Annotated in this window: 24 protein-coding genes; 12 read left to right on the forward strand and 12 right to left on the reverse strand. The window is 67.5% G+C overall.

Translation table 11 applies throughout. The features are described from left to right. Positions 1–83: 83 nt before the first annotated feature. Positions 84–620, reverse strand: a complete 537-nt coding sequence (locus NDI79_RS03935; RefSeq protein WP_310927138.1) for a type II toxin-antitoxin system RatA family toxin — start codon at positions 618–620, stop codon at positions 84–86. 97 nt (positions 621–717) lie between these two features. Between NDI79_RS03935 and NDI79_RS03940 the strand changes: the two genes are divergently transcribed. From NDI79_RS03940 to NDI79_RS03955, 4 genes are all read left to right on the forward strand, one after another. Further along, complete coding sequence (locus NDI79_RS03940) at positions 718–1,620, forward strand: DUF7551 domain-containing protein (RefSeq protein WP_310927139.1); 903 nt, start codon at positions 718–720, stop codon at positions 1,618–1,620. A 49-nt stretch (positions 1,621–1,669) separates the two neighbouring features. Next, positions 1,670–2,473, forward strand: a complete 804-nt coding sequence (locus tag NDI79_RS03945) for an FAD-binding protein (RefSeq protein WP_310927140.1) — start codon at positions 1,670–1,672, stop codon at positions 2,471–2,473. Between the two features lie 203 nt (positions 2,474–2,676). Further along, a complete protein-coding gene (gene coaBC / locus NDI79_RS03950) occupies positions 2,677–3,831 on the forward strand; it encodes a bifunctional phosphopantothenoylcysteine decarboxylase/phosphopantothenate--cysteine ligase CoaBC (protein WP_310927141.1) in 1,155 nt (384 codons plus the stop codon). Between the two features lie 120 nt (positions 3,832–3,951). After that, positions 3,952–4,305, forward strand: coding sequence for a DUF7322 domain-containing protein (locus tag NDI79_RS03955; RefSeq protein ID WP_310927142.1), 354 nt, complete (start codon positions 3,952–3,954; stop codon positions 4,303–4,305). A 97-nt stretch (positions 4,306–4,402) separates the two neighbouring features. Here the strand turns inward: NDI79_RS03955 and NDI79_RS03960 are convergent, their stop codons facing one another. The 11 genes from NDI79_RS03960 to NDI79_RS04010 all read right to left on the reverse strand — a co-directional run bounded on the left by NDI79_RS03960 (position 4,403) and on the right by NDI79_RS04010 (position 15,301). Next, positions 4,403–6,175: a Na(+)/H(+) antiporter subunit D gene (locus NDI79_RS03960; protein WP_310927143.1), complete on the reverse strand. Its 1,773-nt coding sequence runs from the start codon at positions 6,173–6,175 to the stop codon at positions 4,403–4,405. Then, positions 6,175–7,941, reverse strand: coding sequence for a cation:proton antiporter (locus tag NDI79_RS03965; protein ID WP_310927144.1), 1,767 nt, complete (start codon positions 7,939–7,941; stop codon positions 6,175–6,177). The genes NDI79_RS03960 and NDI79_RS03965 overlap by 1 nt, the downstream gene beginning before the upstream one ends. Further along, positions 7,938–9,464, reverse strand: a complete 1,527-nt coding sequence (locus NDI79_RS03970) for a monovalent cation/H+ antiporter subunit D family protein (RefSeq protein WP_310927145.1) — start codon at positions 9,462–9,464, stop codon at positions 7,938–7,940. Before NDI79_RS03970 ends, NDI79_RS03965 begins: the two co-directional genes overlap by 4 nt. Then, positions 9,457–9,813 (reverse strand): cation:proton antiporter subunit C, encoded by a 357-nt coding sequence (locus NDI79_RS03975; protein ID WP_310927146.1) that lies wholly within the window; start codon positions 9,811–9,813, stop codon positions 9,457–9,459. The genes NDI79_RS03970 and NDI79_RS03975 overlap by 8 nt, the downstream gene beginning before the upstream one ends. Beyond that, complete coding sequence (locus NDI79_RS03980) at positions 9,810–10,295, reverse strand: MnhB domain-containing protein (protein WP_310927147.1); 486 nt, start codon at positions 10,293–10,295, stop codon at positions 9,810–9,812. The genes NDI79_RS03975 and NDI79_RS03980 overlap by 4 nt, the downstream gene beginning before the upstream one ends. After that, positions 10,292–10,828 carry a DUF4040 domain-containing protein gene (locus NDI79_RS03985; protein WP_310927148.1) on the reverse strand — a complete coding sequence of 179 codons (537 nt, stop codon included), beginning with the start codon at positions 10,826–10,828 and terminating at the stop codon, positions 10,292–10,294. The genes NDI79_RS03980 and NDI79_RS03985 overlap by 4 nt, the downstream gene beginning before the upstream one ends. After that, positions 10,825–11,145 carry a monovalent cation/H(+) antiporter subunit G gene (gene mnhG, locus NDI79_RS03990; RefSeq protein WP_310927149.1) on the reverse strand — a complete coding sequence of 107 codons (321 nt, stop codon included), beginning with the start codon at positions 11,143–11,145 and terminating at the stop codon, positions 10,825–10,827. The genes NDI79_RS03985 and mnhG overlap by 4 nt, the downstream gene beginning before the upstream one ends. Beyond that, on the reverse strand, positions 11,145–11,420 hold the full coding sequence (locus tag NDI79_RS03995; RefSeq protein ID WP_310927150.1) for a cation:proton antiporter: 276 nt from the start codon (positions 11,418–11,420) through the stop codon (positions 11,145–11,147). Before NDI79_RS03995 ends, mnhG begins: the two co-directional genes overlap by 1 nt. Further along, positions 11,417–12,457, reverse strand: coding sequence for a monovalent cation/H+ antiporter subunit E (locus NDI79_RS04000; RefSeq protein WP_425499564.1), 1,041 nt, complete (start codon positions 12,455–12,457; stop codon positions 11,417–11,419). Before NDI79_RS04000 ends, NDI79_RS03995 begins: the two co-directional genes overlap by 4 nt. Positions 12,458–12,701: 244 nt before the next feature. Next, positions 12,702–14,879, reverse strand: a complete 2,178-nt coding sequence (locus NDI79_RS04005; RefSeq protein WP_310927152.1) for an amino acid permease — start codon at positions 14,877–14,879, stop codon at positions 12,702–12,704. Then, positions 14,876–15,301, reverse strand: coding sequence for an NAD(P)-binding protein (locus NDI79_RS04010; protein ID WP_310927153.1), 426 nt, complete (start codon positions 15,299–15,301; stop codon positions 14,876–14,878). The genes NDI79_RS04005 and NDI79_RS04010 overlap by 4 nt, the downstream gene beginning before the upstream one ends. Before the next feature lie 205 nt (positions 15,302–15,506). On the opposite strand from NDI79_RS04010, the gene NDI79_RS04015 reads away from it, so the two are divergent. The 8 genes from NDI79_RS04015 to NDI79_RS04050 all read left to right on the forward strand — a co-directional run bounded on the left by NDI79_RS04015 (position 15,507) and on the right by NDI79_RS04050 (position 24,227). Beyond that, complete coding sequence (locus NDI79_RS04015) at positions 15,507–16,010, forward strand: Lrp/AsnC family transcriptional regulator (RefSeq protein WP_310927154.1); 504 nt, start codon at positions 15,507–15,509, stop codon at positions 16,008–16,010. A gap of 219 nt (positions 16,011–16,229) precedes the next feature. Continuing rightward, complete coding sequence (locus tag NDI79_RS04020) at positions 16,230–16,628, forward strand: hypothetical protein (RefSeq protein WP_310927625.1); 399 nt, start codon at positions 16,230–16,232, stop codon at positions 16,626–16,628. Between the two features lie 95 nt (positions 16,629–16,723). Further along, on the forward strand, positions 16,724–17,290 hold the full coding sequence (gene hpt / locus NDI79_RS04025) for a hypoxanthine/guanine phosphoribosyltransferase (protein WP_310927155.1): 567 nt from the start codon (positions 16,724–16,726) through the stop codon (positions 17,288–17,290). A 207-nt stretch (positions 17,291–17,497) separates the two neighbouring features. Next, positions 17,498–19,396 carry an ABC transporter substrate-binding protein gene (locus NDI79_RS04030; RefSeq protein ID WP_310927626.1) on the forward strand — a complete coding sequence of 633 codons (1,899 nt, stop codon included), beginning with the start codon at positions 17,498–17,500 and terminating at the stop codon, positions 19,394–19,396. Between the two features lie 68 nt (positions 19,397–19,464). Then, on the forward strand, positions 19,465–20,439 hold the full coding sequence (locus tag NDI79_RS04035; protein WP_310927156.1) for an ABC transporter permease: 975 nt from the start codon (positions 19,465–19,467) through the stop codon (positions 20,437–20,439). Beyond that, positions 20,439–21,626, forward strand: coding sequence for an ABC transporter permease (locus NDI79_RS04040; protein ID WP_310927157.1), 1,188 nt, complete (start codon positions 20,439–20,441; stop codon positions 21,624–21,626). Before NDI79_RS04035 ends, NDI79_RS04040 begins: the two co-directional genes overlap by 1 nt. A 2-nt stretch (positions 21,627–21,628) precedes the next feature. Continuing rightward, positions 21,629–22,897, forward strand: a complete 1,269-nt coding sequence (locus NDI79_RS04045; protein ID WP_310927158.1) for an ABC transporter ATP-binding protein — start codon at positions 21,629–21,631, stop codon at positions 22,895–22,897. Then, positions 22,890–24,227: an ABC transporter ATP-binding protein gene (locus NDI79_RS04050; RefSeq protein ID WP_310927159.1), complete on the forward strand. Its 1,338-nt coding sequence runs from the start codon at positions 22,890–22,892 to the stop codon at positions 24,225–24,227. The genes NDI79_RS04045 and NDI79_RS04050 overlap by 8 nt, the downstream gene beginning before the upstream one ends. The last annotated feature ends 69 nt before the right edge of the window (positions 24,228–24,296 follow it).

A 24,296-nucleotide genomic window follows, 5' to 3' on the forward strand; every position in this document is an offset into this window, starting at 1 on the left:
TTCTGTGAGGGATTTCGACCCGACCGGTATTCTTCTTTCGACATCCACGCGGAACCGCACCGGCGCGCGTGGAGGGGCGTTCGCTAGTCCTTCCGGCGGTCGACGGTCAACTCGACCGGGCGCCGGCGGCCTTCGAGGTCCTCGACGATGCGCTCGACCACCTTCTCCGCCTCCTTCTCCAGGGCGGGTTTCAGTTTGTCGATGACCCACCCGAACGAGACGAACCGCGGGAGGTTGAGCGTGCTCTCGTCGGCGGAGTCGGCGTCGTAGGACACCTCGAAGACGACGCGACAACCCGTCTCGGCGTCCTCGGGGGCGTCGTCGGGGAGTTCCGGCAACTCCTCGACGTGCCAGTGCCCGTGCGCGCGGAAGTCCTTGACGATCCGCCAGTCGATTCGGTCCGGCGGGTGGAGTTCCGTCACCTCCGAGACGGCCGTGTAGTTGAGTTTCCACCACGAGAAGCGCATCGCGTACCGCGTCCCCGCCCCGCCGTCACCCGCCCGACGCGTCACGTCGGTGAGGTGGTCGGAGTAGTGTACGTATCGAGGGAAGTCGGCGAGAAAGTCGTACACCTCCTCGGGGGGCAGGTAGACGACGGTGCTGACGACGATTTCGTCCACGACTTCGGGGTTCGGAGGCTGCGAACAAAGCCTTGTGGGAAACGAGCGCGGCGGAACCACAACGTTGATAGCTCTGACAGCGAACTGTCGGGTCGAGATGGTGGGTGGGACCCTCAGAGACATTCGAGCGCACGTGAGCGGACTGGCCGCGCCGACGGGGCCGTACGCCGTGGTGTGTGCGCGCACGGCGCGCGAACCCGTTCCGCTGGCCGGCGAGCGCTTCGACAGCCGCGAGGACGCCGAACGCGCCGCCGACGTGGCCGACGAGTATCACTCCGCGCTCCGGCGGTACGACCCGGAGGCGCCGCGGCATCACCTCGTCGTCCGCGACGCCGCCGGCCCGCCGGCGCCTCGGTCGAACGCCGACTCCGACGTCCGACTGCGCTACGTCGCCCTCTGTCACGACGTCTCCGGCGCGGTGTTCGAGGCGCTCTCGGAGACGGGCTTTCGGACCGCCGAGTCGGCCGCGATGGAGACGTACCTGACGCTGGCGGAGGTGGTCGAAGACCGCGACGACTTCTGTCTCACGATGCTGTGGAGCGCGATGAACGAACTCGACGTCCGACTCGACGCGGCCGACCAGCGGACCGTCGTCGACGCCGCGGCCGGCCTGCTCGGAGGGGCTACCCCCGAGGGACGGACTGAACCGACGGTCGGGTCGGCCCTGGAGCGAACGCTCGCGCGACTCGACGAGGCCTCGTTCGTCGACGGCTACGACGTGGCCGCCTGTCCCGGCGGCGACGCGTGGGAGGCGACGTTCGCCGACTACGCCCTCGCCGAACGGACCGGTCGGCTCCCGACGCTTCCCATCGCGGTGGACCTCGTGCGCCGACTGCCCGACCGCCCCGTCGCGTTCACCGAGGCGACCCCGCTGGCGGACCGCCGCTGGCGGCTCCGCGTCGAGACGGTCGACTCCGAAGAGTCGAGCGACCGCTGCGGCCTCGTCAGCCTCGACGCGACGGACGAGGGGCGCCTGAACGAGACGGACTACCGGCTCTGAGCGCCGCCGAAACCGACGGACTCATCCTCACAAGCGCGGTACCCCGTCCATGGAGCGAGACGATGGCGAACACGCGCACGGCCCGACGGACGTACTCGTGGTGGGCGGCGGCGTCGCCGGCCTCACCGCCGCGACGTTCACCGCCCGCGCCGGCCTCGACACCCTCGTCGTCAACGACGGCGAGAGCATCCTGAACCGCAACGCCCACGTGGAGAACTTCCCCGGCTTCCCGGCCGGCGTGAACTCGCGGCTGTTCGGCGACCTACTCGCAGAACAGGCCGACCGCAACGACGTCCGGCGGCGCGAGGGACGCGTCGCGGACGTCGAACGCGTCGAGGAGGACGGCGAGACGGGCGTGCGGTTCGTCGCCAGCGTCGAGGCCGACGGGACCGTCGAGACGGTTCGCACCCGGTTCGTCGTCGCCGCCTCGTGGTCGGACGCCGACTACCTCGACGGCCTGAACGCGACCACCCGCGACGCCGGGAGCAAGCGCTACGTCGACGTGGACGAACGGGGCCGCACCTCCGTCGAGGGCGTCTACGCCGCGGGCCGACTGACGGAGAAGTACCACCAAGCGGTCGTCTCGGCCGGGCACGGCGCCGAAGTCGGTCTGACCGTCGTCCACGACAGCGACGTCTCCTACTACCACGACTGGGTCGCCCCGGAGGGTTACTTCACCGACCGCGGGCGCGAGGTGCCGCCGGGATGCGAGGAGATAGACGCCGAAGAGCGGAAGCGCCGCGAGGCCGAATCCCGCGAGGTGATGACCGAGTTCTTCGCCGACCCCCACGAGGAACCCCAGCGGACGCATCCGAGTCTGGTCGAGGACGAACGCGGGCGACTGGACGAGTAGGGCCACGAGGACGGTGCAACCGCGGCGACTTCTCCCGGGTCCGGCCGCGCGATTGCCGCCGGTCGGCCGCCGCGGGCGGGACTGGAAGGGGCCGCCGTCCGAGTTGTTCACGACACTCTTCTCGACGGCGCGACCGATAACCGAGAAACATCCCACGCGGAACACCGGACCGCTTTACTCCGCCCGCCTCGAACCCCACGACGATGTTGGAAGGCGTGAACGTCGCCCTCGGCGTCTCGGGCAGCATCGCCGCGGTGAAGGTGGTCGAGTTGGCCCACGAACTCCGGCGGCGGGGGGCGTCGGTCCGCGGCGTGATGACCGAGAGCGCCCGGGGTATCGTCCACCCGTGGGCCGTCGAGTTCGCCACCGGCGAGGAGGTTGTGACCGAGATAACGGGCCGCGTCGAACACGTCGAACTCTGCGGCCGCGACGGGTGGGCGGACGTGCTCCTCCTTGCGCCCGCGACGGCGAACACCGTCGGGAAGATAGCCGGCGCCGTGGACGACACGCCGGTGACGACGTGTGCGACGACGGCCCTCGGCGCGGACGTCCCCGTCGTCGTCGCCCCCGCGATGCACGAACCGATGTACGACCACCCCGGCGTGTTAGACGCTATCGACCGCGTGGAGTCGTGGGGCGTCCGGTTCGTGGCCCCCCGAGTCGAAGAGGGGAAGGCGAAGATAGCGACGGAGGAGGCCATCGTCACCGACGTGGCCCGCGCGACGACCGAACGGAGCCTCGCCGGGAAACACGTCGTCGTCACCGCGGGCGCCACCTCAGAACCCGTCGACCCGGTGCGCGTGCTGACGAACCGCTCCTCCGGTAAGACCGGACGGGAAGTCGCCCGCGCCTGCTACGTCCGTGGCGCAGACGTGACGCTGGTACAGGACGGCGAGGACGTGCCGTACGCCGAGACGGTCCGGGTGGAAACGGGCGCGGAGATGCTGGCGGCCGTCCTCGACGCGGCGGGGGACGCCGACGCCCTCGTCTCCGCGGCCGCCATCTCGGATTACACCGTCGACGCCGCCGCGGAGAAACTCCGCTCGGGCGAACCGCGGACGCTCGAACTCGAACCGACGCCGAAACTCATCGACCGAGTGCGCGAAGCCCACCCCGACCTGACCGTCGTCGGGTTCAAAGCCGAGACGTCGGGCGACGACGACGAGATGACGGCCGCGGCGCGGCGGATTCTCGACCGCGCCGGACTGGCGTTCGTCGTCGCCAACGACGCCTCGGTGATGGGCGAAGAAGAGACGCGGGCGCTTCTCGTCCGCGCCGACGAGGTGACCGAGTTCTCGGGGTCGAAAGCCGACCTCGGCGCGCGCGTCGCGGCGGAGTTGGCCGCGGTGCTCGCGTAGGTCGACAGGGTTCCCGACGCGCGAGTCCACCGCCGAGGCGCGACTCGGGTCCGGCCCGGATCGACGCCGAACGCCGCTCCGAGAGCCTTATACGACTCGCTCGGGAGGTTCACATGGGAGATGAGTGACGACCGAGACTCCGTATTTGACGACGTCTATCCCGACGAATACCGCGGTCCGAGAGCTCGGATTCCCAACGTCGACGTGCCGAAAGTCGACATCCCGACGACGGACTCGGACGCGATGTCGGACTCGTCGATCACCACGCTGTTCGTCCTCCACGTCGTCATCTGGAACGCCGTCCTGCTGTGTTTCAGTCTCGGACTGATGCTTATCTACTTCCGGCAGAACGGAGCCCTCGGCGGCCAACTGCTCAGCGTCAGCCTCATACTCGCGCTCTACGGGGTGTACCGGTGGCCGAGAGGCGAAGACGGTGACGGCGATAGCGACGACGACGGCAACGACGACAACTGACCGGAAACTCGGAGTCGAAGCGAACGTTCGGGTGCGCTCCGGTGTTTCGCGAGACGGCGCACCCGGAAGCCGGCCGGTCGGGTCGGTCGGGTCGCGTTCAGACGAACATCGCGACGAGGACGCTCAGGATGACGAGCGTCACGAGCGCGACGCTCGTGCCGATGTCCGCCCGCATCGAGACGTCGTCGTCTCGGTCCGCAGAGCGCGCGACGACCGCACGCGGGTCTCTCACCGCGGCGCCGAGAGAGCGCGTGAGGCGCACCGCCGCCCGGTCGACCGCGGCGTACAGTTCTGTGACGCCGACGACGACGGCGCGCGTTCCGTACAGCGCCGCTGGGTTGTAGAGTCTGTCGACGTCGGGAACGCGACCCACCTTCGACAGCGGCTTCTTGATGAGGACGAACCCGACGAGACCGATGACCGCCAGCGCGACGCCCTCGATGACGTGGTCGACGGTGTAGGTGACGTACTCGTGGGAGACGACCGCCTCGGTGGTCACGTCGTAGGGGAGCAGGGCGAACAGCGCCGAGTCGACGACGCCGAAGAACACGCAGAGCGCGGCGACGGCGACCATCGCGACGGTTTGTCCGCGGTTGGCGTCGTCGACGCTGCCCTCGTACTCGCCGTGGAAGAAGGCGTAGTAGCCGAACTTGATGAACGAGAGGAACGTCCCGACGCCCCCGACGAGCAACAGGAGCTCTAAGGTGTGGAAGTCGCCGACCGCGAACGGTCCGGCCGGGAAGTCGTAGTGGCTGGCCGAGATGATGATACCCTTGCTGACGAAGCCGTTGAACAGCGGGAAGCCGGCGATGGAGAGGGCGGCGACGGTGAAGGCGACGGCGGTTATCGGCATCTCGCGGCCGAGACCGCCGAGTTTCTTCAGGCTCTCCCTGTCGGTCCGGTAGATGACGACGCCGGCGGTCATGAACAGGAGCCCCTTGTAGAGGATGTGGTTGAACACGTGGGCCATCGCGCCGGACTGCGCGAGCGTCGTCCCGATGCCGACGCCGGCGACCATGTAGCCGACCTGCGACTGGATGTGATAGGAGAGCAGCCGCCGCATGTCGTTCTGGAACAGCGCGTAGGTCGCCCCGAACACCGCCATGATGCCGCCCATGTAAGCGATGGCGACGTTCCCCTCCGGGAACGCCCGGTACATCCCGTAGACGCCGGTCTTGGTCGTGAACACGCAGAGGAAGACGCTCGCGGCCACGTGCGGCCGCGGGTAGGTGTCGGGCAGCCACGCGTGGAGGCCGACGAACCCGACGTTGACGCCGATGCCGAGGGCCGCGAGCAGAGGCGCGACGGGGCCCGCCATCCCGCCGGCCGTGGCGGTGAACAGAAAGGAACCGACCTCGACGTAGTGCCACGCGACCGCGCCCAACAGGAGCGTGCCGCCGACACCGTGCAGGAGGGCGTACCGGTAGCCGGCGCGCACCGCCCGGCCGCCGTGGTGCCAGACGAGGAGCGTGCTGGTGACGGCCATCAGCTCCCAGAAGAAGATGAGCGACAGCCAGTCGCCGCCGAAGACGGCGCCGAGGCTCGTCCCGACGTACGAGAGGGCGAACGCGGTCTGGAGCGCCGACGCCTCGGAGTACCACGAGTAGAGGACGCCGACTGCGCCGATGAAGCCGAATATCAGCCCCATGAGCGTCGAGAAGGGGTCGACGTTGTACAGCACCGCGTCGAAGCCGAACAGCTGTACCGGGAGGTGCTGGCCCTCGGGGGTCAGCCAGACGTACGGCACGACGACGGCCGTCGCGAGGATGCCGAGGACGTGACCCGCGCGCCGGCCGACGAGCGGAAGCAGCACCGCCGCCAGCAGCACGGGCACGAACGGCGGGACGAGGGGGAGGAGAGAGTCGACCATCAGACCGCCACCCCCGTCACGCCCTCGACGATCAGTCTCACGATTCGCAGGAAGACGGCGGCGTCGGGGACGATACCGAGGAGTATCGACCCCGTCATCGCGAACAGAATCGGACCCAGCATGAACCACGTGGACTCGTCGCCGTTCCAGCGGCGGTGCTCCCACGCGGGGCTGGCGTCGGGGCCGTGTTCGGTGCGGATGTGCGCGGCGGCCTCGGCTCGGTCCGTCATCCCCTGTCCCTCGTGGTCGGACGCGTAGCCGTGGTCGTCGCTCTCGCCGTCAGCGGCCGCGGAGGCGTCGCCGCCGTCGGTCGCCTCCTCGTCGTCAACGGGGGCGTTCCCGCCGTCGGTGGCCGCGTCGGGGTCCGAGCCGGATTTCGACGCGCCGAACCGGCCGCCGAGCACGTGCTCGATGACGGGTTTCTCGTCGCTGTCGGCCGGCGCCTCGAAGAAAGCGGCGTAGACCACCGGCCAGAAGTACGCGATGTTGAGCACGCCCGAGACGAGCAGCGCGGCCGTGAACACGATATCGCCCGCCTGAATCGTCCCGATGAGCAGGAAGTACTTGCTGACGAACCCCGCGACGAGGGGAATCCCGGCCATCCCGAGCGCCGCCACGCCGAAGGCGGTCATCGTCAGCGGCATCCGCTTTCCGATGCCGGCCATGTTGCTGATGTCGTCGGTGTGCGTCTCGACGTGAATCGCGCCCGCACAGAGGAACAGGGTGAGCTTCATGAACGCGTGCGCGGGGATGTGCAGGAGGCCGCCGACGAGCGACAGCGGGTTGAGGACGGCCAACCCGAGAACGATGTAGGATAGCTGACTCACCGTCGAGAACGCCAGCCGCCGCTTGAGGTTGTCCTGCCGGAGCGCGATGATGCTGGAGACGACCAGGGTTATCGCCGCCACGGAGGCCAACAGCACGCCGAGACCGAGGTCGGAGAGCAGTCCGGGACCGTACACGTCGAGCACGAGGCGGGCGATGCCGAACACGCCGGACTTGACGACGGCGACCGCGTGCAGGAGTCCCGAGACGGGCGTCGGCGCGACCATCGCGTCGGGGAGCCACGAGTGAAGCGGCATGAGCGCGGCCTTCACCCCGAAGCCGGCGGCCAACAGCGCGAACGCGGCCCGCGCGAACGTGGGGTCGGCGCCGCTCAACCCGGCGATACCGCCGGGGGTGAACGCCGTCGTCCCCGTCGTCCAGAACACGAGCACCGTCCCGGCGAGGACGGCGACCCCGCCGCCGAACGTGTACGCGAGGTACTTTCGCCCGGCGGCGCGGGCCTCCGCCGTCTCGTCGTGCGCGACGAGCGGGTAGGTCGCCACCGTGAGCAGTTCGTAGAAGACGAACAGCACGATGAGGTTCGCCGAGAAGGCGATTCCGATGGCCGCCGAGATGCTGCCCGCGAACGCCGCGAAGTAGCGGGTCTGGTTGTGCTCGGACAGCCCGCGCATGTAGCCGACGCTGTAGAAACTCGTCACGAGCCACAGCATACTCGCCAGGAGGCCGAACAGGATGCCGAGCGGGTCGGCTCTGAGCGCGAACTGCACCCCGGGCAGGAAGGTCCCGAGGTTCGTCACGTACACCGTCCCGGCGAGGATGCCCGGGACCATGCTCGCGACGACGCCGAGTTTCGTCACGGCGGCGAGGAAGGTCCAACCTTCCCGGAGGTTCGGTCGCCCCGCCGAGGCGAGAATCGGGACGATGGCGATGGCCGAGACGAGCACTGCGACGATCGGTCTGAGTGAGGCGACTTCTGTCATGCGAGGAGACGCGCGATGGTTGGTTCAAGGAGCTGTCCGTACTCGAACGCGGCGACGCCGAGGACGACGGCGAGGACGGCGGCAAGCACCACCGTTGCTCGCATTCCGGTCGAGACGGGGGGGCGTCCGGCGTCGTCCGCCTCTCTCTCCCCTTCGCCGTCGGTGAACAGCGTCTCGTCGGGCGCCGTCTCGGCGCCCGCGTCGACGTCGGGCGACTCGCGGAAGAATATCCGCTCTATCACGCGCGCGAAGTACGCCAGCGTCAGCAGCGTGCTCAGGAGGAGGACTACGACGAGCGGCCAGGCCTGCGCCTCGACGGCGCCCAGGGCGATGTACCACTTGCCGACGAACCCGACCGCCGGCGGCACGCCGACCATGGCGAGCGCGAGGACACCGAACGCGGTCGACCCGACCGGGAAGCGTTCGGCGAGCCCCCGGTAGTCGTCGACCGTCCGAGCGTCGGTTTCGTCGGCGATGAGTCCGCTCGTCAGGAACAGCCCGCCTTTCATCACCGCGTGGCCGACGAGGTGGATCATCGCTCCCGTCAGCGCGGTCCCGTTGGCCACCGCGACGGCGCCGACGATGAGCCCGAACTGCGAGACCGACGAGTAGGCGAGCATGCGCTTTATCTCCCGCTGCGTGACCGCGAGGACGCTCCCGGCGACGATGCTCACGACGGCGGCGGCGACGAGGACGGTCTGCGCGAACGGGTTCGCGGCCAGGAACTCCACGGTGAAGACCGTGAAGACGATTCGAATCAGCGCGTACGCCGCGATGGTCGAGACGAGCGCCGAGATGAGGGCGCTCACGGAGTCCGGCGCGCCGGCGTAGGCGGCCGGCTGCCAGGTGTGTATCGGGAACACCGCTATCTTGACGAACAGACCGACGACGAGGAGGCCGAAGGCCGCCCGGACCAGCGGCGACTCGTAGCCCACCGCCGCGAGTTGCGCCGAGAGGTCGGCCATGTTGAGCGTGCCCGTGGCGACGTACGCGAACCCGATTCCGAGCAGGAACAGCGACGCGCCGACCGTCCCGACGAGGAGGTACTTGAGCGCGGCGCGGGCCGAGCGCCCGCCCTCCCCGCTGGCGACCAGCGCGTACGCGGCCAGCCCCGTTATCTCCAAGAAGACGTACATGTTGAACACGTCGCCGGTGATGCTCATCCCCGACAGCCCGGCGACGAGCAGCAGGTACGTCGCGTAGAACGCGTTCGACCGCGGCCCCGCGACCCGCGCGTACCCGAGGACGCCGAGGGCGACGACGGCCACGAGCACGGCCATCGTCGCGGAGAGGCCGTCGATGACGAGTTCGATGCCGAACGGCGCGGAGAACCCGCCGACGACGTACCGAACCGGCTGCCCGCTGAACGCGCGGCTCGCGAGGACGGCGGCCATTCCGGTCTGGACGAGCGCCGTACAGACGGCGACGGGCCACCCGCTCCGGGAGCGGACGAGTCCCGCGAGCAGCGCCAGGACCGAGCCGAGGAGCGGGACGGCGACGAGGAACGGCGGGAGGTCATTCATCGGAGGTCACTCTCCGAATGGCGTCCTCGTTCAGGGTGCCGTACTCCTCGTAGATGCGGACGATGAGTCCGAGGGCGACGGCGGTGAGGCTGACGCCGACGACGATGGCGGTCAGTATGAGCACGTGCGGCAGCGGACTGACGTACGGCTCCGGGGCCGTCAGGAGCGGCGGACTCGCCCCGTCGACGAACGCGGTCACGATGAAGAACAGGAAGATGCCCGTCTGGAAGACGTTCATCCCGATCACCTTCTTCACCAGGTTCGCGTTTCCGATCATCATGTAGGCGCCGAAACCCAGCAGGAGGAACGACACGAGGTAGTAGATCCGAGAGACCAGAAAGTCGATCACTGTGTATCACTCCAGTTGTTCCGTAGTCCGGAGGCGATGACGAAAAAGAGGCCGGTTACGATCCCCGAGACGACGAGACCGATGGCCAACTCGACGAACTCGATACCGTACTTCGTGGCGTGGTAGAAGCCGTACGCGCTGTACTCGAGGAACCCGCCGCCGAGCAGTACCGAGCCCATCCCGGTCAGCAGGAACGCGAGGACGCCGAGACAGATCATCGCGATGGGAAGTTTCGGTCCGATCCAGTCGCGGGTCGCCTCGATGCCGAAGGCGATGCCGAGCATGAGGACGACGGTCCCCACGATGACGCCGCCTTGGAAACCGCCGCCGGAGGAGTCCGCCCCGTGGAACATCACGAACAGTCCGAGCGTGAAGACGAACGGCATGATCACACGGACGGTCGTCATGATGAGCGGGCTCTCGACGTACGGTGAGCGCCGCTCGGTCGATTCGGTCTCGGACGTCTCGGTGTCTGTGCTCATTCGAACACCTCCTTTTTCAGGACGACGAGGAGGCTGACCCCCGCCGCGTAGACGACGGCGGCCTCCCCCATCGTGTCGAAGCCTCGGTACGCCGCGAGCACGGCCGTCACGGCGTTCTGCACCTCGGTCACCTCGTACGCGTTCGCCAGGTAGTACCTCGTCACGTCGTCGGTCACGACCGCCGTGTCGGCGGCCCCCACCGGCGGGAGCGCGACCAGCGTCGTCGAGAGGACGGCGACGAGAGAGATTGCGACCGCGGCCGCGCGGTAGTCGATGCGCTCTATGGTTCGCTCGTCGGTCGGTCGGGTCGTCTTCGCGATGGTCAACAGGAACAGTATCGTCATCACGCCGGCGCCGACCGCCGCCTCCGTGAGTCCGACGTCGGGCGCGCGGAGGTACACCCAGACGATGGCGATGCCCAGGCTGTACGCGCCGAACGCGATGATCGCTCCGAGCACGTCCCGGAGGAACGCCGTCGCGAACGCGCAACTCACGACGAACACGAGCAGGGCGACCTCTATCGGTTCGATCACTGCTCACCCCCCTCCGCGTCCTCGGTCCACGGTTCGATACCCTGTTCGGCCGCCGCCCGGACGATGGCGTGCGCGGCGGTCGGATTCGTGATGAACATGAACAGTAACAGCAGCGCCGTCTTGACCGTCGACATGCCGCCGTCGAACGCTATCGTCACGGCCGCGAGCGTCAGGACGGCCCCGAGCGTCTCGCTCTTCGAGGTGCTGTGCGCGCGCGTGTACAGGTCGGGGAGACGGACGAGTCCGACGGCGGCGACGATGGCGAAGAAGACGCCGCCGCCGACCAGCGCGACGATGGCGATCTCTCGCGGCGTCATCAGAGCACCCCTCCCCGCTCGACGGTGAACTTCGAGATGGCGATGCTCAACAGGAAGTTCAACAGCGCGTACACGAGGGCGATGTCGAGCGCCCCCGGTTCGCCGATGGCGGCAGCCAGCAGGGCGATGACGATCACCACGTTCGACCCGATGACGTTGACCGCGATGACGCGGTCGGGCATGGTGGGTCCCCGGACGATCCGGAAGACGCCGACCAACGAGGTGAGGACGAACACGGCGGCGGCGGTCAACAGCACGTTCTCGACGAACGTCATCGCTCTTCGTCCTCCGCTTGTCGACGTTCGAGGGGCGTCTGGATGCGCGCGGCCGCCCGCCCGTAGAAGACGAATCGGACCGCCCGCTCGAGAGCGCCGGAGAACAGGTCGTCGCGCGAGTCGCCGGTGAGCGTGTGCACCGTGAAGTGCTGCCGCGAGACGTCGACCGTCAGCGTCCCGGGGGTGAGCGTGATGCTGTTGGCGAGCGTCGTGACCGGCAGTGCGGACCAGACGGCCGCGTCGAACTCGACCACCTCGGGGTCGATCGGCAGGTCGGGATGGAGCACGACGTACGCGATGGACACGTTCGCCTTCACGATCTCCCACAGCAGGTACGGCACGTAGAGGGCGAACCGGCCGATCTGTTTCGCCGTCCGGACCGGTTTCAGCGGCGTGGTGAGCGAGATACCCCACAGCGCCACGGAGACGATGGCCGCGCTGATCGCACCCGTGACGAGTTCGAACACGGCGAACGACCCGGCGAGCAGGAGGTAGAAGCCGTAGGAGACGGCGAACAGGCTGAGAAACTGCGCGAGCGTCGCGCGCTGTACCAAGAGCGGGTTGCGCCGCTCCCGTTGGACCGGCGCCTCCTCCACCTCGATTCCGCTCCGGCGGACCTCGTTCTCCATCGGCGGGAGCAGCGGCGCCGTCCCGAGGGGGTTGAACCCGGGGTCGAACACGACGGTGTCGAGGTCGTTGCGCCGGGCGTACTGCACGAGCACGTCCGCGTAGTCGCCGGGGCTGAACAGGTACTGGCGGGTGCCGATGGTCGCCGTCTCGAAGGTCACGGCCTCGTCGTTGTCGCCGCGGTCCTCCTCGGCCCAGACGCTCACCCGTTCGAGGAGCGACTGGCCGGTCTGCGTCTCCTCGGTCTCCGAGCCGACCGTGATCCGTTCGGAGAGCGGGTAGACGAAGTGGACCGACGACTGCGAACCGGTTTCTTCGGCGCGTTCGATCGCTCGCCGGACGGCGAACTCGACCGTACTCCGGAGCGTCCCCGACTCCGAGACCGGAACGAGTACTCGCGAGCTGGTCAACGAAACCACCTCATCGGCGAGAAGTTCTGGTTCGAACGGGAACGAGATCGATAGTCCTTGAAACCAACATCTACTCTGAGTTGTTCGACCGAGGCCGTTAAGGGTTTCTTTTCCCCGGGCCCCTTGTCGCGGGTTCGTCCGGAAGAGCGGCTGTGAGGACGGTTGCGAGGCTGCGTGTCGGACCGCGGTCGTCGTTCGATTCGCCGAGCGACGGCGAGTCGCGGAATCGGTGTCGCGAGCATGCTCAGAACGTGAGGCGTTCGAGGAGCCGGCGCGCGAACCGGGGCCGACCCGACCGGCGCGGATAGACGGTGATCGTGGTGCATCCGGGGGTCGGGATGACCGGACGCTCGTCGAGCAACGCGTTCCGGAGTCGCTCGTCGGTCCCCCGGCGCACCACCAAGTCCGGCGCCGACGGGCGGCCGCCGTCGGCCCGAATGGACTCCGTGCGGACCGGAGCCGAGAGCATCTGTGAGAGTTCGGATTGGTAGTCCTCGATGGTGCGTTCGTACTGGTGGGAGTCCTTCCGGTCGGCGGGATACCACAGCGAGACGCCGCTGCCGTTCGCCGCGGCGAGGGCCTCCGTGACGTTCACCGCCAGCGGGAGGTACGGCCCCCCGTCTCCGGAGAGGGCGATGCGCTCCGGCGCGTCGTACCCGAGGTTGTCCACTAGGAGCACGTCGCAGGGGGCGTGGCGGACGACCCAGTCGATGGGGTCGCCGAACAGCCGGGACCGGAGCCGGAGCGGTTCGTGCTCGGCTACGACCGTGTCCACTCCTCGGTTCTCCGCGAAGTTGACGACGGCGTGCTTCGTATCGTGGCTCACTATCTCGTCGGCCTCGACGTCGACGCCCAGTTCCGCCGAGAGCCCCTCCATCCGCGTCTCGAAGGAGATATCGTCGGACGACTGCACCGTCACGTCGTCGGTGAGCGGGGCCTGGTCGGGGACCTCCTCGAAGCGGACGACGACCACGCGGCCGTCGTCGGGTCGGACCAGGTCCGCGGCGATGGCGACCAGCGAGCGCTCGCGGCCCTCGTCGAGGTTCTTCGTGAGCGCGACGAGCACTTCACGGGAGGGGTCCTCGATGCCCGTCTCGGTCTCCGCGAGCACGTCTCTGCCGACGCGCCGGCGGACCGCGTCCGTCGCGGCTCCCTCGCGGCTCACCCGCGGCCGGACGTAGAAGAGGTACCAGCCGACGCTCCCGACCGTGATGACGGCCGCCCCGACGAGGGCGACCGTCCCCATCTGGGTCAAGAGGAGCGCCCCGGTGACGGCGCCGAACACCTGCATCCACGGGTACAGCGGCGACGTGAACTCGGGCTCGTACTCGGCGCTGCCCTCGCGGAAGGCGACGACGGCGAGGTTGATGAGCCCGAACACGAGTATCTGGAAGGCGCTGGCGAGTTTCGCGATGTCGAGGATGGGGACGAACGCGATGAGCACCAACAGCACCGCACCGGTGAGCGTGATGGAGGTCACGGGGGTTCCGAACCGGTCGCTCACCGTCGAGAGCGAGGGCGGGGCGAGTTTGTCCCGGCTCATGGCGAACGGGTACCGCGACGAGGAGAGGATGCCGGCGTTCGCCGTCGAGATGAGCGCGAGGATGGCGGCGAGGATGACCGCGACGACGCCGGCCTGACCGAGCGTCGCCTCCGCGGCGACCGCGACCGGCGTCAGCGACCCGGCGACGCTTCCCGGCGTCGTCACGCCGACGAGCACCGCAACGATGCCCACGTACAGGACCGTCGTGAACGCGAGCGACCCGAGTATCCCGATAGGGATGTTCCGACCCGGGTCCTCGACCTCCTCGGCGACGCTCGCGACCTTGGTGACGCCGGCGTACGAGACGAACACCAGACCGGTCGCGGCGAGGAGGCCGCCGACGCCGGCGCCGAAGAAGTTGGCGTAGTTGGCCGACTGGACGCCGGGGGCGCTCCCGGCGGCGAACCAGCCGAGGGCGGCGAGCATGACGACGACGATGGCGACCTGGAGCCGCCCGGTCTGCTTCGCGCCGACCACGTTGATGAGTATCAGCACCGCCGCCAGCCCCAGCGCGACCGGTTTCAGCGGCAGGTCGAACAGCAGGAGGAGGTACGGGACGCCGCCGACCAGCGCGAGGGCGCCCTTGAACGACAGGGAGAACCACGTTCCGACGCCGGCGATGGTGCCGAGCAGCGGACCCATCCCCCGCTCGATGTAGATGTACGTCCCGCCGGCCTCGGGCATCGCGGTCGCCATCTCGGACTTCGAGAGGGCGGCCGGCACGACGAGCAGGCCCGCGAGCGCGTACGCGAGTATCACCATCGGCCCCGCGATTTCGAGCGCGAGAGCCGGGAGGATGAAGATGCCGCTGCCGATCATCGCCCCGATGCTGATGGCGAGGACGGACGGAAGCCCGAGGTCGCGTTCCAGTTCCTTCACACTACCTCACCCACGGCGTCGGACAGCGTCGTCGTCACGCAGAACGACTCGTGTCCCGCGTCCGTGAAGAGCGAGCGCCGCTCGGGGTCGTGCACGAACACGATGACCCGCGGCCCGTCGAACCGGGCCCGGACGAGTTGTGCGATGAGCAGGTTCCGGCGGTCCGACCGCGTCGCGACGATGACCGTCGAGTCGCTCGTCACTCCGGACTCCGAGAGGACGTCGACAGCCGTCGGGTCTCCGGTCACGCCGGGGACGTCCTGAGACTCGTAGGACTCGTCGATGACGGCGACTCGGTGGCCGCGGTCCCGCAACCGCTCGGCGATGGCGGTGCCGACGTGGGCGCCGCCGAGAACGTAGTGTGTGGGCTGTGCGGTCTCTTCCGCGCCGTTGGACGGCTGGGTGGTGTCTGATCTGGTCATGAGGATCGGTTGTGCGTTCGTCGGAGCAATCTCGTTCGTCCATCGTCGACGGAGAGCAATAAATTAGCGGGTTATTTTGACGAGTCAACGATTAGTATGTCATAAATATCGGGACCCGTCATAATACGCCGGGAGAACGCTCGCGTTTCGCGGGCGGCCGACGGAACAAGATTATACCGTTCGAGCGCGCGAACATCCATCATCGATGAAAGACGGCGAACTGGACTCCGTCGACCGGCACATCTTGTACTACCTCCAACAGGACGCGAGGGCGACGTCGTCCACGGATATCGCGGAGAAACTCGGCCTGTCGTCGAGCACCGTCCGAACGCGGCTCAACAAACTGGAGGACAGCGGAATCATCCGCGGCTATCACGTCGACATCGACTACGACCTCGCCGGCTACCCGCTGTACACCAAAATCATCTGCACGGCGCCGGTTCCTGACCGGGACGCACTCGCGAACAGGGCGAGGGACATCCGCGGCGTGACGGCCGTCCGCGAAATCATGACCGGGGAACGCAACGTCTACGTGAACGCCATCGGACGGAACCACGACGACCTCAACCGCATCAGTAAGGAACTGGACTCGATGGGGCTCAAAATCGCCGACGAACAGCTGATCCGCGACGAGTTTATCTGTCCCTATCAGGGGTTCTTGGACGAGGACGAGGAGGCGGGGCTGTCCGGTGCGGACGGCGACGCCTAACTCGGGCAACTGTGCCGAAACCGACCGTCGTCACGTCCGACGGCGTCGAACCGACGTTACGCTCGGGAGCTGTTTCCCTCACAGATGTAATTCTCACAAAGATTTATATTCGAGGGAGAGTATCTAGAAATACATGAATGTTCCAGGCGTGGACTCGGGGGATGGGAGACTCCCGCGTCGGAACGGAGGAGAAGCGGTATGATACACAACCCAGCTCAGATGAAGAGTGCGAACTGGCCGGGTCCGAACCGCGACGTGGCGATGGGGACGCTGCGTGAGGCGGCCGACGAACCGCTGGACCTCGTCGCCGTCTACGGCGCGACGTCGTTCGACCTGTTCCACGTGAGCGACGCGCTCTCGGAGTCGTGTAACGACCGCGCGTCGCTCGTCGAGATCATCACCGAGTTGGCCGAGGAGATGCGCGAGGAGTTCGTCCGCCACGGACTGTTCTCGGGCCTGCGTCCGACGCAGAAACGCGTCGAGTACAAGTCGAGCATGCTCAACGGCCGGAAACTGCTACAGGTGTACTGCGGCGGTCGCGGGATGGTTCTTCTCGTTCATCCCGACCAACGGGAGGAGCCGTTGGTCCGCGCCGCGATGGAACTGCTCGGCGTCTGAACGACCGCGGGAGGCGGTGGCACGACCCGTGCGGACGGCCCGTACGCGGGGGGACGAACCGCCAGCTTTTATTTCCGAACCGATGAACCGGCGACATGGACCAGTTGCGGCGGTCGCTCCTCGAAGCGCCGATAATCGAGAAAGGGGACTACGAGTACTTCGTCCACCCCATCAGCGACGGGGTGCCGATGCTCGAACCCGGCCTCCTCCGCGAGATAGTCATCCGGATCATCCGGAAGGCCGACCTCGAAGACGTCGACAAGATAGTGACGCCGGCGGCGATGGGCATCCACATCTCGACCGCCGTCTCGCTGATGACCGACATCCCCCTCGTCGTCATCCGCAAGCGCCAGTACGGCCTCGACGGCGAGGTATCTCTGAGCCAGCAGACGGGGTACTCGGAGAACGACATGTACATCAACGACGTGTCGGCGGGCGACCGCGTCCTCGTTCTCGACGACGTGCTCTCGACGGGCGGAACGATGTGCGCCGTGCTCGACGCCCTGAAGTCGACGGGCGCGGACGTCGTCGACACCGTCGCCGTCATCAAGAAGGCCGGCCCGAACGAACTCGACGACACCGACCACCACGTCAAGACGCTCATCAACGTCACCGTCGAGGACGGCGAAGTGGTCATCGTCGACGAGGACGGCGACGACTGACCGTCGGAGTCGGCGCTCCCGTTCCGGTACGACGGTCGTGAATGTTAGATAGTTACATACTCGGGTTCCTGAACCTCTTCTTCACACACTCGATCCGAATATTATCGACCGGACGTTCGACAACTCCCGGAATCGCCGAACGAGTTTCCACCGTATCGCTCCGGAAGAGTGATAACGCGCTGTCCATTCCGTCACACTGTGTCACGGATGTACGACCGACGCGGCGACGACGAGCGAAGGGGGATGAACCGTCGGGCCTGGCTCAAAGCGCTGGGCGTGGCGGGCGTGACCGGACTCGCCGGCTGTAGCGGCGACGACGGGAACGCGAGCACGGGGACCGAGTCTGCGACCGCGACCGACGGCTCCGAACTGGGGACGTCGGAGGGGACGAGCACCGGGATGGACGAACTCCCGGAAGTCAGCGGCACGTATCGGACGGACATCTCGGGGTCGCTGGCGACGCTGAACCCGCTCTACAACAACGAGCAGGGCGCGGCGGACGTCATGTCCTACGCGCTCGATTTGGGTTACGGTTTCCGCCCCGGCACGGAGTACTTTCCCCAACTGTACGACCTGACCACAGACGGCGGCGACGTGTGGGTCGCCAGCCTCCGCGAGGGACTGCAGTTCGGCGGCGACTACGGCGAGGTGACCGCCGAGGACTTCGTCTATCAGATAACCGAACTCCACCAGAGCGACTGGGCCGCGACGGCGGACGCCCCCTCGTGGCCGAGCGAACTGAACGTCGAGCGGACGGGCACCTACGAGTTCCAGATCGAACTGCCGAACCCGAACCCGCTGTACCCCGAGACGTACGACCCGCTGCTCTACCCGATTCCCAAGGCCCTCCTCGAACCGTTCGTCGGCGAACAGGACGCCCAAGGACTGGAGAACAACGCGGAACTCACCGAACTCCAGTTCGTGGAGGGGGGGAACCTCGGCGCGTACTCGCTGGAGTCGTGGAACCGGTCGAGCAACATCACGTTCACCCGAAACGAGAACTACTACCTCAGGGAGGCCGAGGACGTGCCGGACCGCTTCGGCAACGCGCCCTACTTCGAGGAACTCGAAGTGCAGGTTACCCAGGAGCAGGCGGCCCGTCTGGGTGCGCTGGAAGCGGGACAGACCGACAGCGTCGCGGTGCCGCCGAACCGGGTCACCGAGTTCGACGGGATGGACGGCGTCGACGTCTATCAGATCCCGCAACCGTTCAACGAAGTCTGCGTCTACAACATGCGCGACAACGGCTGGACCGCGGGTCCCGGCAACCTCTTTCAGAAGAAGAAGTTCCGACAGGGACTCGGCTGTGCGGTCAACAAGCAGGCGCTCGTTCAGGGCGTGTTCCGCGACTACGCGCAGGTGCAGTACACCTGGCAGCCCCAGTGGTCGCAGTGGTACCCCGACGAGAGCGAAATCATGCAGTTCGGCACCGGGGACCTGTACGGCCCGGAGGCGACGCGGAGCCGGATTCGAGAGGCCATCTCCGACACCGACTACAGCTACGGTAACGACGGGCAACTGCTCACCCCGAGCGGCGACCAGGTCGAACTGAGCCTCTACCACAGCGCCGGGCAGAACACCGAGCGCAACATGGCCCAGTACATCGCACAGGAGTTCGGCGACAACGCCGGGATTCAGGTGAACGTGCAGGCCATCGACGGCACGCAGTTCACCAACAACTACTGGCAGCAGCAGGTGCCCGACGACCCGAGCCAGTACGAGTGGTCCAACGGGCCGTACAACGCCGGCCCCCGCGAAGTGACGAGCGCGAACCCGTGGGACATGAGCGTCGTGTTCGGCCTCAACACCTACCCGCTGAACCCGACGACGGCGAGCGTGTTCTTCTCGCGTGACTCCTCGTACAATCCGTACGGCTACTACCCCTCTTGGGACGCCGAGGAACTGTTCCAGCGGGCGAACAGCGCGGCCAGCGAGGAGGAACTCCAGCCCATCTTCACGGAGATATTCAAGAACGTCGCCGAGGACCAGCCGATGGGAATGCTCGCGTTCCCCGCCGACACCGTCGGCTACTCCGCCGGCATCGTCGGCCCCGCGGAGAACTTCTTCAGCGGCTGGAACTTCCCGACGTGGTACCGCAACGAGTGACTTCGCTCCGCGCTCGGTAGACGCATCGCAGACGACCGCCCTTTCGGACAACTTACAGAGACAACAACATGGGACTCGGATGGTACATCGCTCGTCGGGTCGCGTGGTCGTTCGTCGTCACGTTCATCATCGTCTCGGTGACGTGGGGACTGCTCACCGCCGCGCCGAACCCCGAGGTACAGCAGGCGGCCCAACAGGCCGCGCTCGCGGGCGACGACCCCGCAGAGGCACAGGACAGGGTACGACAACTCCGCGGACTGGACAGGCCGTTGCACGAACAGTACATCGGCTACATGACCAACATCTACACGCTGAATTGGGGGTGGTCCGACTCCCGGGCGCAACCGGTGACGGAGGCGGTGACCGAGGCGCTGTACTACACCGTCCAGTACTCCGTCCCGTGGACGCTGCTCGTCGTCACGCTGGGACCGCTGGTCGGACTGTACTCCTCGGCCAACCAGTACTCCTGGAAGGACCACCTCGCGACGGGGTTCGCCTTCTTCGGCTACGCGATACCGAACTTCTTCTTCGGTATCATCCTCCTCCTCATCTTCGGGGTGGAGTTGGGCTGGATTCCCATCACGTACAACACGGACGTCCCGGTGTTCAGCGTCGAGAACGCGATTCAGCTCGCGATACCGGTGTTCGTGTTGGTGACGGGGTCCATCGGGGGCATCATGCGCGTCTCGCGCAACGAGTCCTCGGAGTTCATGAACGCCGACTTCGTGAAGACGGCGCGCGCGAAGGGCGTCTCGACGTACCGCATCTACGCGCGACACGTCCTTCGACCGACGATGGTCCCCCTCTCGACGACGATGGTCGCGCAGTTGCTCGCGCTCTTCACGGGGTCGTCGATACTCGTGGAGGTGGTGTTTTCGATACCCGGCCTCGGTCGGTTGCTGTTCCGCGCCATCGTCGCGCAGGACACGAGCGTCGTGCTCGGCACGTCGCTGTTCTTCGTGTTCGTCGCGACCATCGGAAACCTCCTGCAGGACCTCGTGTACACCGTACTGGACCCGCGAATCAGCTTCGACGATAGATAATGGCCACGCAAGACTCACCGCGGTTCGACACGGTCGATTGGGACGAGATAGCGAGCGGCGGCGGCCGGGAGGTGACGAAGAGCCTCGCCGCCCTCGGCGCGATACTCGCGGGACTCGCCGCGTTGTTCCTCTACGACCTCCTCGCCGTCCCCGACCGCACGGCGACGTTCGCCGCCGTCGGGTGGGGCTACGACGTGACGCGACTCGACTGGCTGCTCGCGCTCTCGCTGCTGTTCGTCGGGTTCTACGGCGTCCTCCCCCTGTACCGGAACAGGCGGATGACGCGCTACTACTGGGCGGAGTTCAAGAAGAACCGCCCGGCGGTCGTCAGCCTCGCCTTCCTCGCCGTCGTCTTCGTCGGCGGCATCCTCGGACCGGTCGTCGTCAGCCCCCCCGAGTCGGAACTGCTCCGGCAGTTCCAGCCGCCCGTGTTCATGGAGATTCAGCGCAACTACGTCATCGAGTGCGTCGGCGAGGCCGCCGGCGGCGTCTGTCAGGGGACGTGGCAGCACCCGCTCGGAACCACGCCCGACGGGCGCGACATCTTCTCGATGATCGTGTACGGGATGCAGATATCGATGAAAGTCGGACTCATCGCGACGCTCATGGCCGTCGTCATCGGCGCGAGCGTCGGCACCGTCAGCGCGTACGCCGGCGGGATGGTCGACGAGGTGCTGATGCGCTACGTCGACATCCAGCAGTCGTTCCCGACGCTCGTGCTCTACTTGCTCATCATCTACACGTGGGACGCCGACCTGTTCACCATGGTCATCCTGTTCGGCCTGTTCTCCTGGGAGGGGACCGCCCGGTACGTGCGGAGCAACGCGCTCGCGAAGACCGAAGAGGAGTACATGAAGGCCAGTCGTCTCAGCGGCGCCGGGACGTACCACACCATCCGGCGACACCTCGTTCCGAACACCGCGAGCAGCATCATCACCGACGCGACGCTCCTGATTCCGGCGTTCCTCCTCGCCGAGGCGCAGTTGTCGTTCCTCGGACTGGGCGACACGAGCGTCGCCTCGTGGGGCCAACTCATCAGCATCGGACGGGACCACCTCTCGTACGCGCCGTGGATCACGCTGGCGCCGGGACTGGTCCTCTTCTTGACCATCCTCGCGTTCAACTTCCTCGGCGACGCGCTGTTGGACGCGCTGAATCCCGAGGCGCGGGCGGAGGCGGAGTCGTGAACATGAATCCGAACACGAACGCAAACGCGAACGCGAACACGAGCGTGACCGCGAACGCACGGACGGACAGACCGCTGCTGTCGGTCGAGGGCCTGCGGACGACGTTCGACACCGACGCCGGCCTCCTCACCGCCGTCGACGGCGTCGACTTCGACGTCCGCCGGGGTGAGACCGTCTGCATCGTCGGCGAGTCGGGGAGCGGGAAGACCGTCGCCAGCGAGTCGGTGACCCGGCTGATTCCCTCGCCGCCGGGAACGGTCGAGGGGTCGGTTCGGTTCGGCGAAGTGGAGACCGTCCGCGAGTTCGCCGAGCGGTTCCCGAAGCGGGTGGTCGACGCGGCCGGCGCGACCGGACGCGGCGGGGCCGGCCGGACCGACGACCCCGACGACGACAACGACGACCGGTTCGTCGTCGTCGAGGAGCGGACGAACGGAGAGATAACCCGCGGCTACGTGGACCTCGCGCGCGCGCCGGAGTCGGCGCTGCGGCGCGTCCGCGGGGCCAACATCAGCCACGTGTTCCAGAACCCGCAGGACGCCCTCAACCACTGCTACACGGTGGGCTGGCAGATCGTCGAGGCGATTCAGGTCCACGAGGACGTCGGGAAGACGGCGGCCAGAGAGCGGGCGGTCGACCTCTTAGAGCGGGTCGGCATCGCCAACGCCGCGGCGCGGTTCGACGACTACCCGCACGAGTTCTCCGGCGGGCAGAAACAGCGCGTGATGATCGCGATGGCGCTGGCCACGAACCCGGACCTGCTCGTCGCCGACGAACCGACGACGGCGCTGGACGTGACCGTCCAGAGCCAGATTCTGGACCTCGTCGCCGACCTCCAACGGGAGTACGGGATGGGCATCCTGTTCATCACGCACGACCTCGGCGTCGTCGCGGAGATAGCCGACCGCGTCGTCGTCATGTACGCCGGGAAGGTGATGGAGCGCGGCGACGTCTACGAGATATTCGAGACCCCCTCGCACCCGTACACGCGCGCGCTCATCGACTGTCTCCCCGGCGGCGACCGGGCCGCCGGCGGCATCGAGGGGACGCTCCCGAATCCGGTCGACCCGCCGGACGGCTGTCGGTTCGCCCCCCGCTGTCCGCACGCGGTCGAGGAGTGCACCGTCGGCGAGCAACCGCCCGAACACGTCCTCTCGGAGAGCCACCGCGTCTCCTGCGTGTACTACGGCGAGGGGTTCGACGAGTCGGTCATCGTCGGGTCGGCCGACGACGAATCGGCGGCCGGGGAGGCCGGAGGGACCGCCGATGACTGACGGACCGCTCCTCTCGGTCCGGAACTTGGAGAAGCACTACCCCATCACCGAGGGTATCCTCTCGCGGCAGGTCGGCGCGGCGCGGGCCGTCGACGGCATCAGCTTCGACATCGCGCGCGGGGAGACGCTCGGCCTCGTCGGCGAGTCCGGGTGCGGGAAGTCGACGGCGGCGTCGTCCATCGTCCGGTTGGAGGAGCCGACGGGGGGACAGGTGCTGTTCGACGACGGCCGCGAGGAGGGCCCGCGGGACGTCACGCGGTTCGACGAGGCGGAACTGAAGGCGTTCCGCCGGGACGCCCAGATGATATTCCAGGACCCCTCCTCCAGCCTCGACCCGCGGATGACGGTCGGAAGCTCCGTCGCCGAGTCGCTCGCGGTCCACGGGATGGCGGACAGAGAGCGACGCCGGACGATAGTCGAGAACCTCCTCGAAGACGTCGGCCTCTCGGCGTCCGACTACGACCGCTACCCCCACGAGTTCTCCGGCGGGCAGAAACAGCGCATCGGCCTCGCCCGAGCGCTCGTGCTCAACCCGGAACTCATCATCGCCGACGAACCCGTGAGCGCCCTCGACGTCTCCGTTCGCGCGGAGATACTCTCGCTCGTCGACCGGCTACAGGAGCGCTACGGGCTATCGATGCTGTTCATCAGCCACGACATGTCCGTCGTCAGAGACGTCTGCGACCGCGTCGCCGTCATGTACCTCGGGAAAATCGTCGAAATCGGGGAAACCGAGGAGGTGTTCTCGGACCCCCAGCACCCCTACACCGAGGCGCTGCTCTCGGCGATTCCGACGCCCGACCCGAGACAGCGACGGAAGGGTATCGACCTGACGGGGAAGGTGCCGAGTCCCGTCGACCCGCCGTCCGGGTGTCGGTTCCACACGCGCTGTCACCGCGTGATACAGTCCGACGAGTACGACCTCGAACAGGCCAACTGGCGCTCGCTCCTGAACCTCCGCGACGAGGTGGTCGCCGGCGCCGTCGACGTGGAGGCGGTCCGCGAGTCCGTCGGCGGCGAGGGGACCGACGCGGCGGGCGGCGTCGAGACGGCGTCGGATGACGCCGTCGAACGGGAGATTCGGGACGACTTCGGCCTCCCCGAGCGACTGTCCGACGAGGCGGCCGAGCGACGCCTCGGGGACGCGTTCGACCGACTGCTGGACGGGAACGAGACGGCGGCCGCGGAGGCCCTCGCCTCGGCGTTCGTCACCCCCTGCGAGGAGTCGACCCCCGAGTTCACCGACCACGGCGGCGGTCACCGCTCGGCCTGCTTTCTCACCGCCCGCGACGACCGCGCGCTGGAGCGACCCGCGAACGCAGAGCGGTAGGCCGGGCGGAGGCGCGAGGTCCGCACCGGGCTTCCGGTGCCGGGTCGCTTTTTCCTCGCGCGTCCCTAG

It is taken from the genome of Halogeometricum sp. S3BR5-2 (assembly GCF_031624635.1).
Taxonomy (GTDB): Archaea; Halobacteriota; Halobacteria; order Halobacteriales; family Haloferacaceae; genus Halogeometricum; species Halogeometricum luteum.

Bases quoted from the DNA above. Each gene is read 5' to 3' on its own strand.
- NDI79_RS03940 (WP_310927139.1), top strand. From the start codon at position 718: ATGGTGGGTGGGACCCTCAGAGACATTCGAGCGCACGTGAGCGGACTG.
- NDI79_RS03945 (WP_310927140.1), top strand. From the start codon at position 1,670: ATGGAGCGAGACGATGGCGAACACGCGCACGGCCCGACGGACGTACTC.
- coaBC (WP_310927141.1), top strand. From the start codon at position 2,677: ATGTTGGAAGGCGTGAACGTCGCCCTCGGCGTCTCGGGCAGCATCGCC.
- NDI79_RS03955 (WP_310927142.1), top strand. From the start codon at position 3,952: ATGAGTGACGACCGAGACTCCGTATTTGACGACGTCTATCCCGACGAA.
- NDI79_RS03960 (WP_310927143.1), bottom strand. From the start codon at position 6,175: ATGGTCGACTCTCTCCTCCCCCTCGTCCCGCCGTTCGTGCCCGTGCTG.
- NDI79_RS03965 (WP_310927144.1), bottom strand. From the start codon at position 7,941: ATGACAGAAGTCGCCTCACTCAGACCGATCGTCGCAGTGCTCGTCTCG.
- NDI79_RS03970 (WP_310927145.1), bottom strand. From the start codon at position 9,464: ATGAATGACCTCCCGCCGTTCCTCGTCGCCGTCCCGCTCCTCGGCTCG.
- NDI79_RS03980 (WP_310927147.1), bottom strand. From the start codon at position 10,295: ATGAGCACAGACACCGAGACGTCCGAGACCGAATCGACCGAGCGGCGC.
- mnhG (WP_310927149.1), bottom strand. From the start codon at position 11,145: ATGACGCCGCGAGAGATCGCCATCGTCGCGCTGGTCGGCGGCGGCGTC.
- NDI79_RS03995 (WP_310927150.1), bottom strand. From the start codon at position 11,420: ATGACGTTCGTCGAGAACGTGCTGTTGACCGCCGCCGCCGTGTTCGTC.
- NDI79_RS04010 (WP_310927153.1), bottom strand. From the start codon at position 15,301: ATGACCAGATCAGACACCACCCAGCCGTCCAACGGCGCGGAAGAGACC.
- NDI79_RS04015 (WP_310927154.1), top strand. From the start codon at position 15,507: ATGAAAGACGGCGAACTGGACTCCGTCGACCGGCACATCTTGTACTAC.
- NDI79_RS04020 (WP_310927625.1), top strand. From the start codon at position 16,230: ATGAAGAGTGCGAACTGGCCGGGTCCGAACCGCGACGTGGCGATGGGG.
- hpt (WP_310927155.1), top strand. From the start codon at position 16,724: ATGGACCAGTTGCGGCGGTCGCTCCTCGAAGCGCCGATAATCGAGAAA.
- NDI79_RS04030 (WP_310927626.1), top strand. From the start codon at position 17,498: ATGTACGACCGACGCGGCGACGACGAGCGAAGGGGGATGAACCGTCGG.
- NDI79_RS04035 (WP_310927156.1), top strand. From the start codon at position 19,465: ATGGGACTCGGATGGTACATCGCTCGTCGGGTCGCGTGGTCGTTCGTC.
- NDI79_RS04040 (WP_310927157.1), top strand. From the start codon at position 20,439: ATGGCCACGCAAGACTCACCGCGGTTCGACACGGTCGATTGGGACGAG.
- NDI79_RS04045 (WP_310927158.1), top strand. From the start codon at position 21,629: ATGAATCCGAACACGAACGCAAACGCGAACGCGAACACGAGCGTGACC.
- NDI79_RS04050 (WP_310927159.1), top strand. From the start codon at position 22,890: ATGACTGACGGACCGCTCCTCTCGGTCCGGAACTTGGAGAAGCACTAC.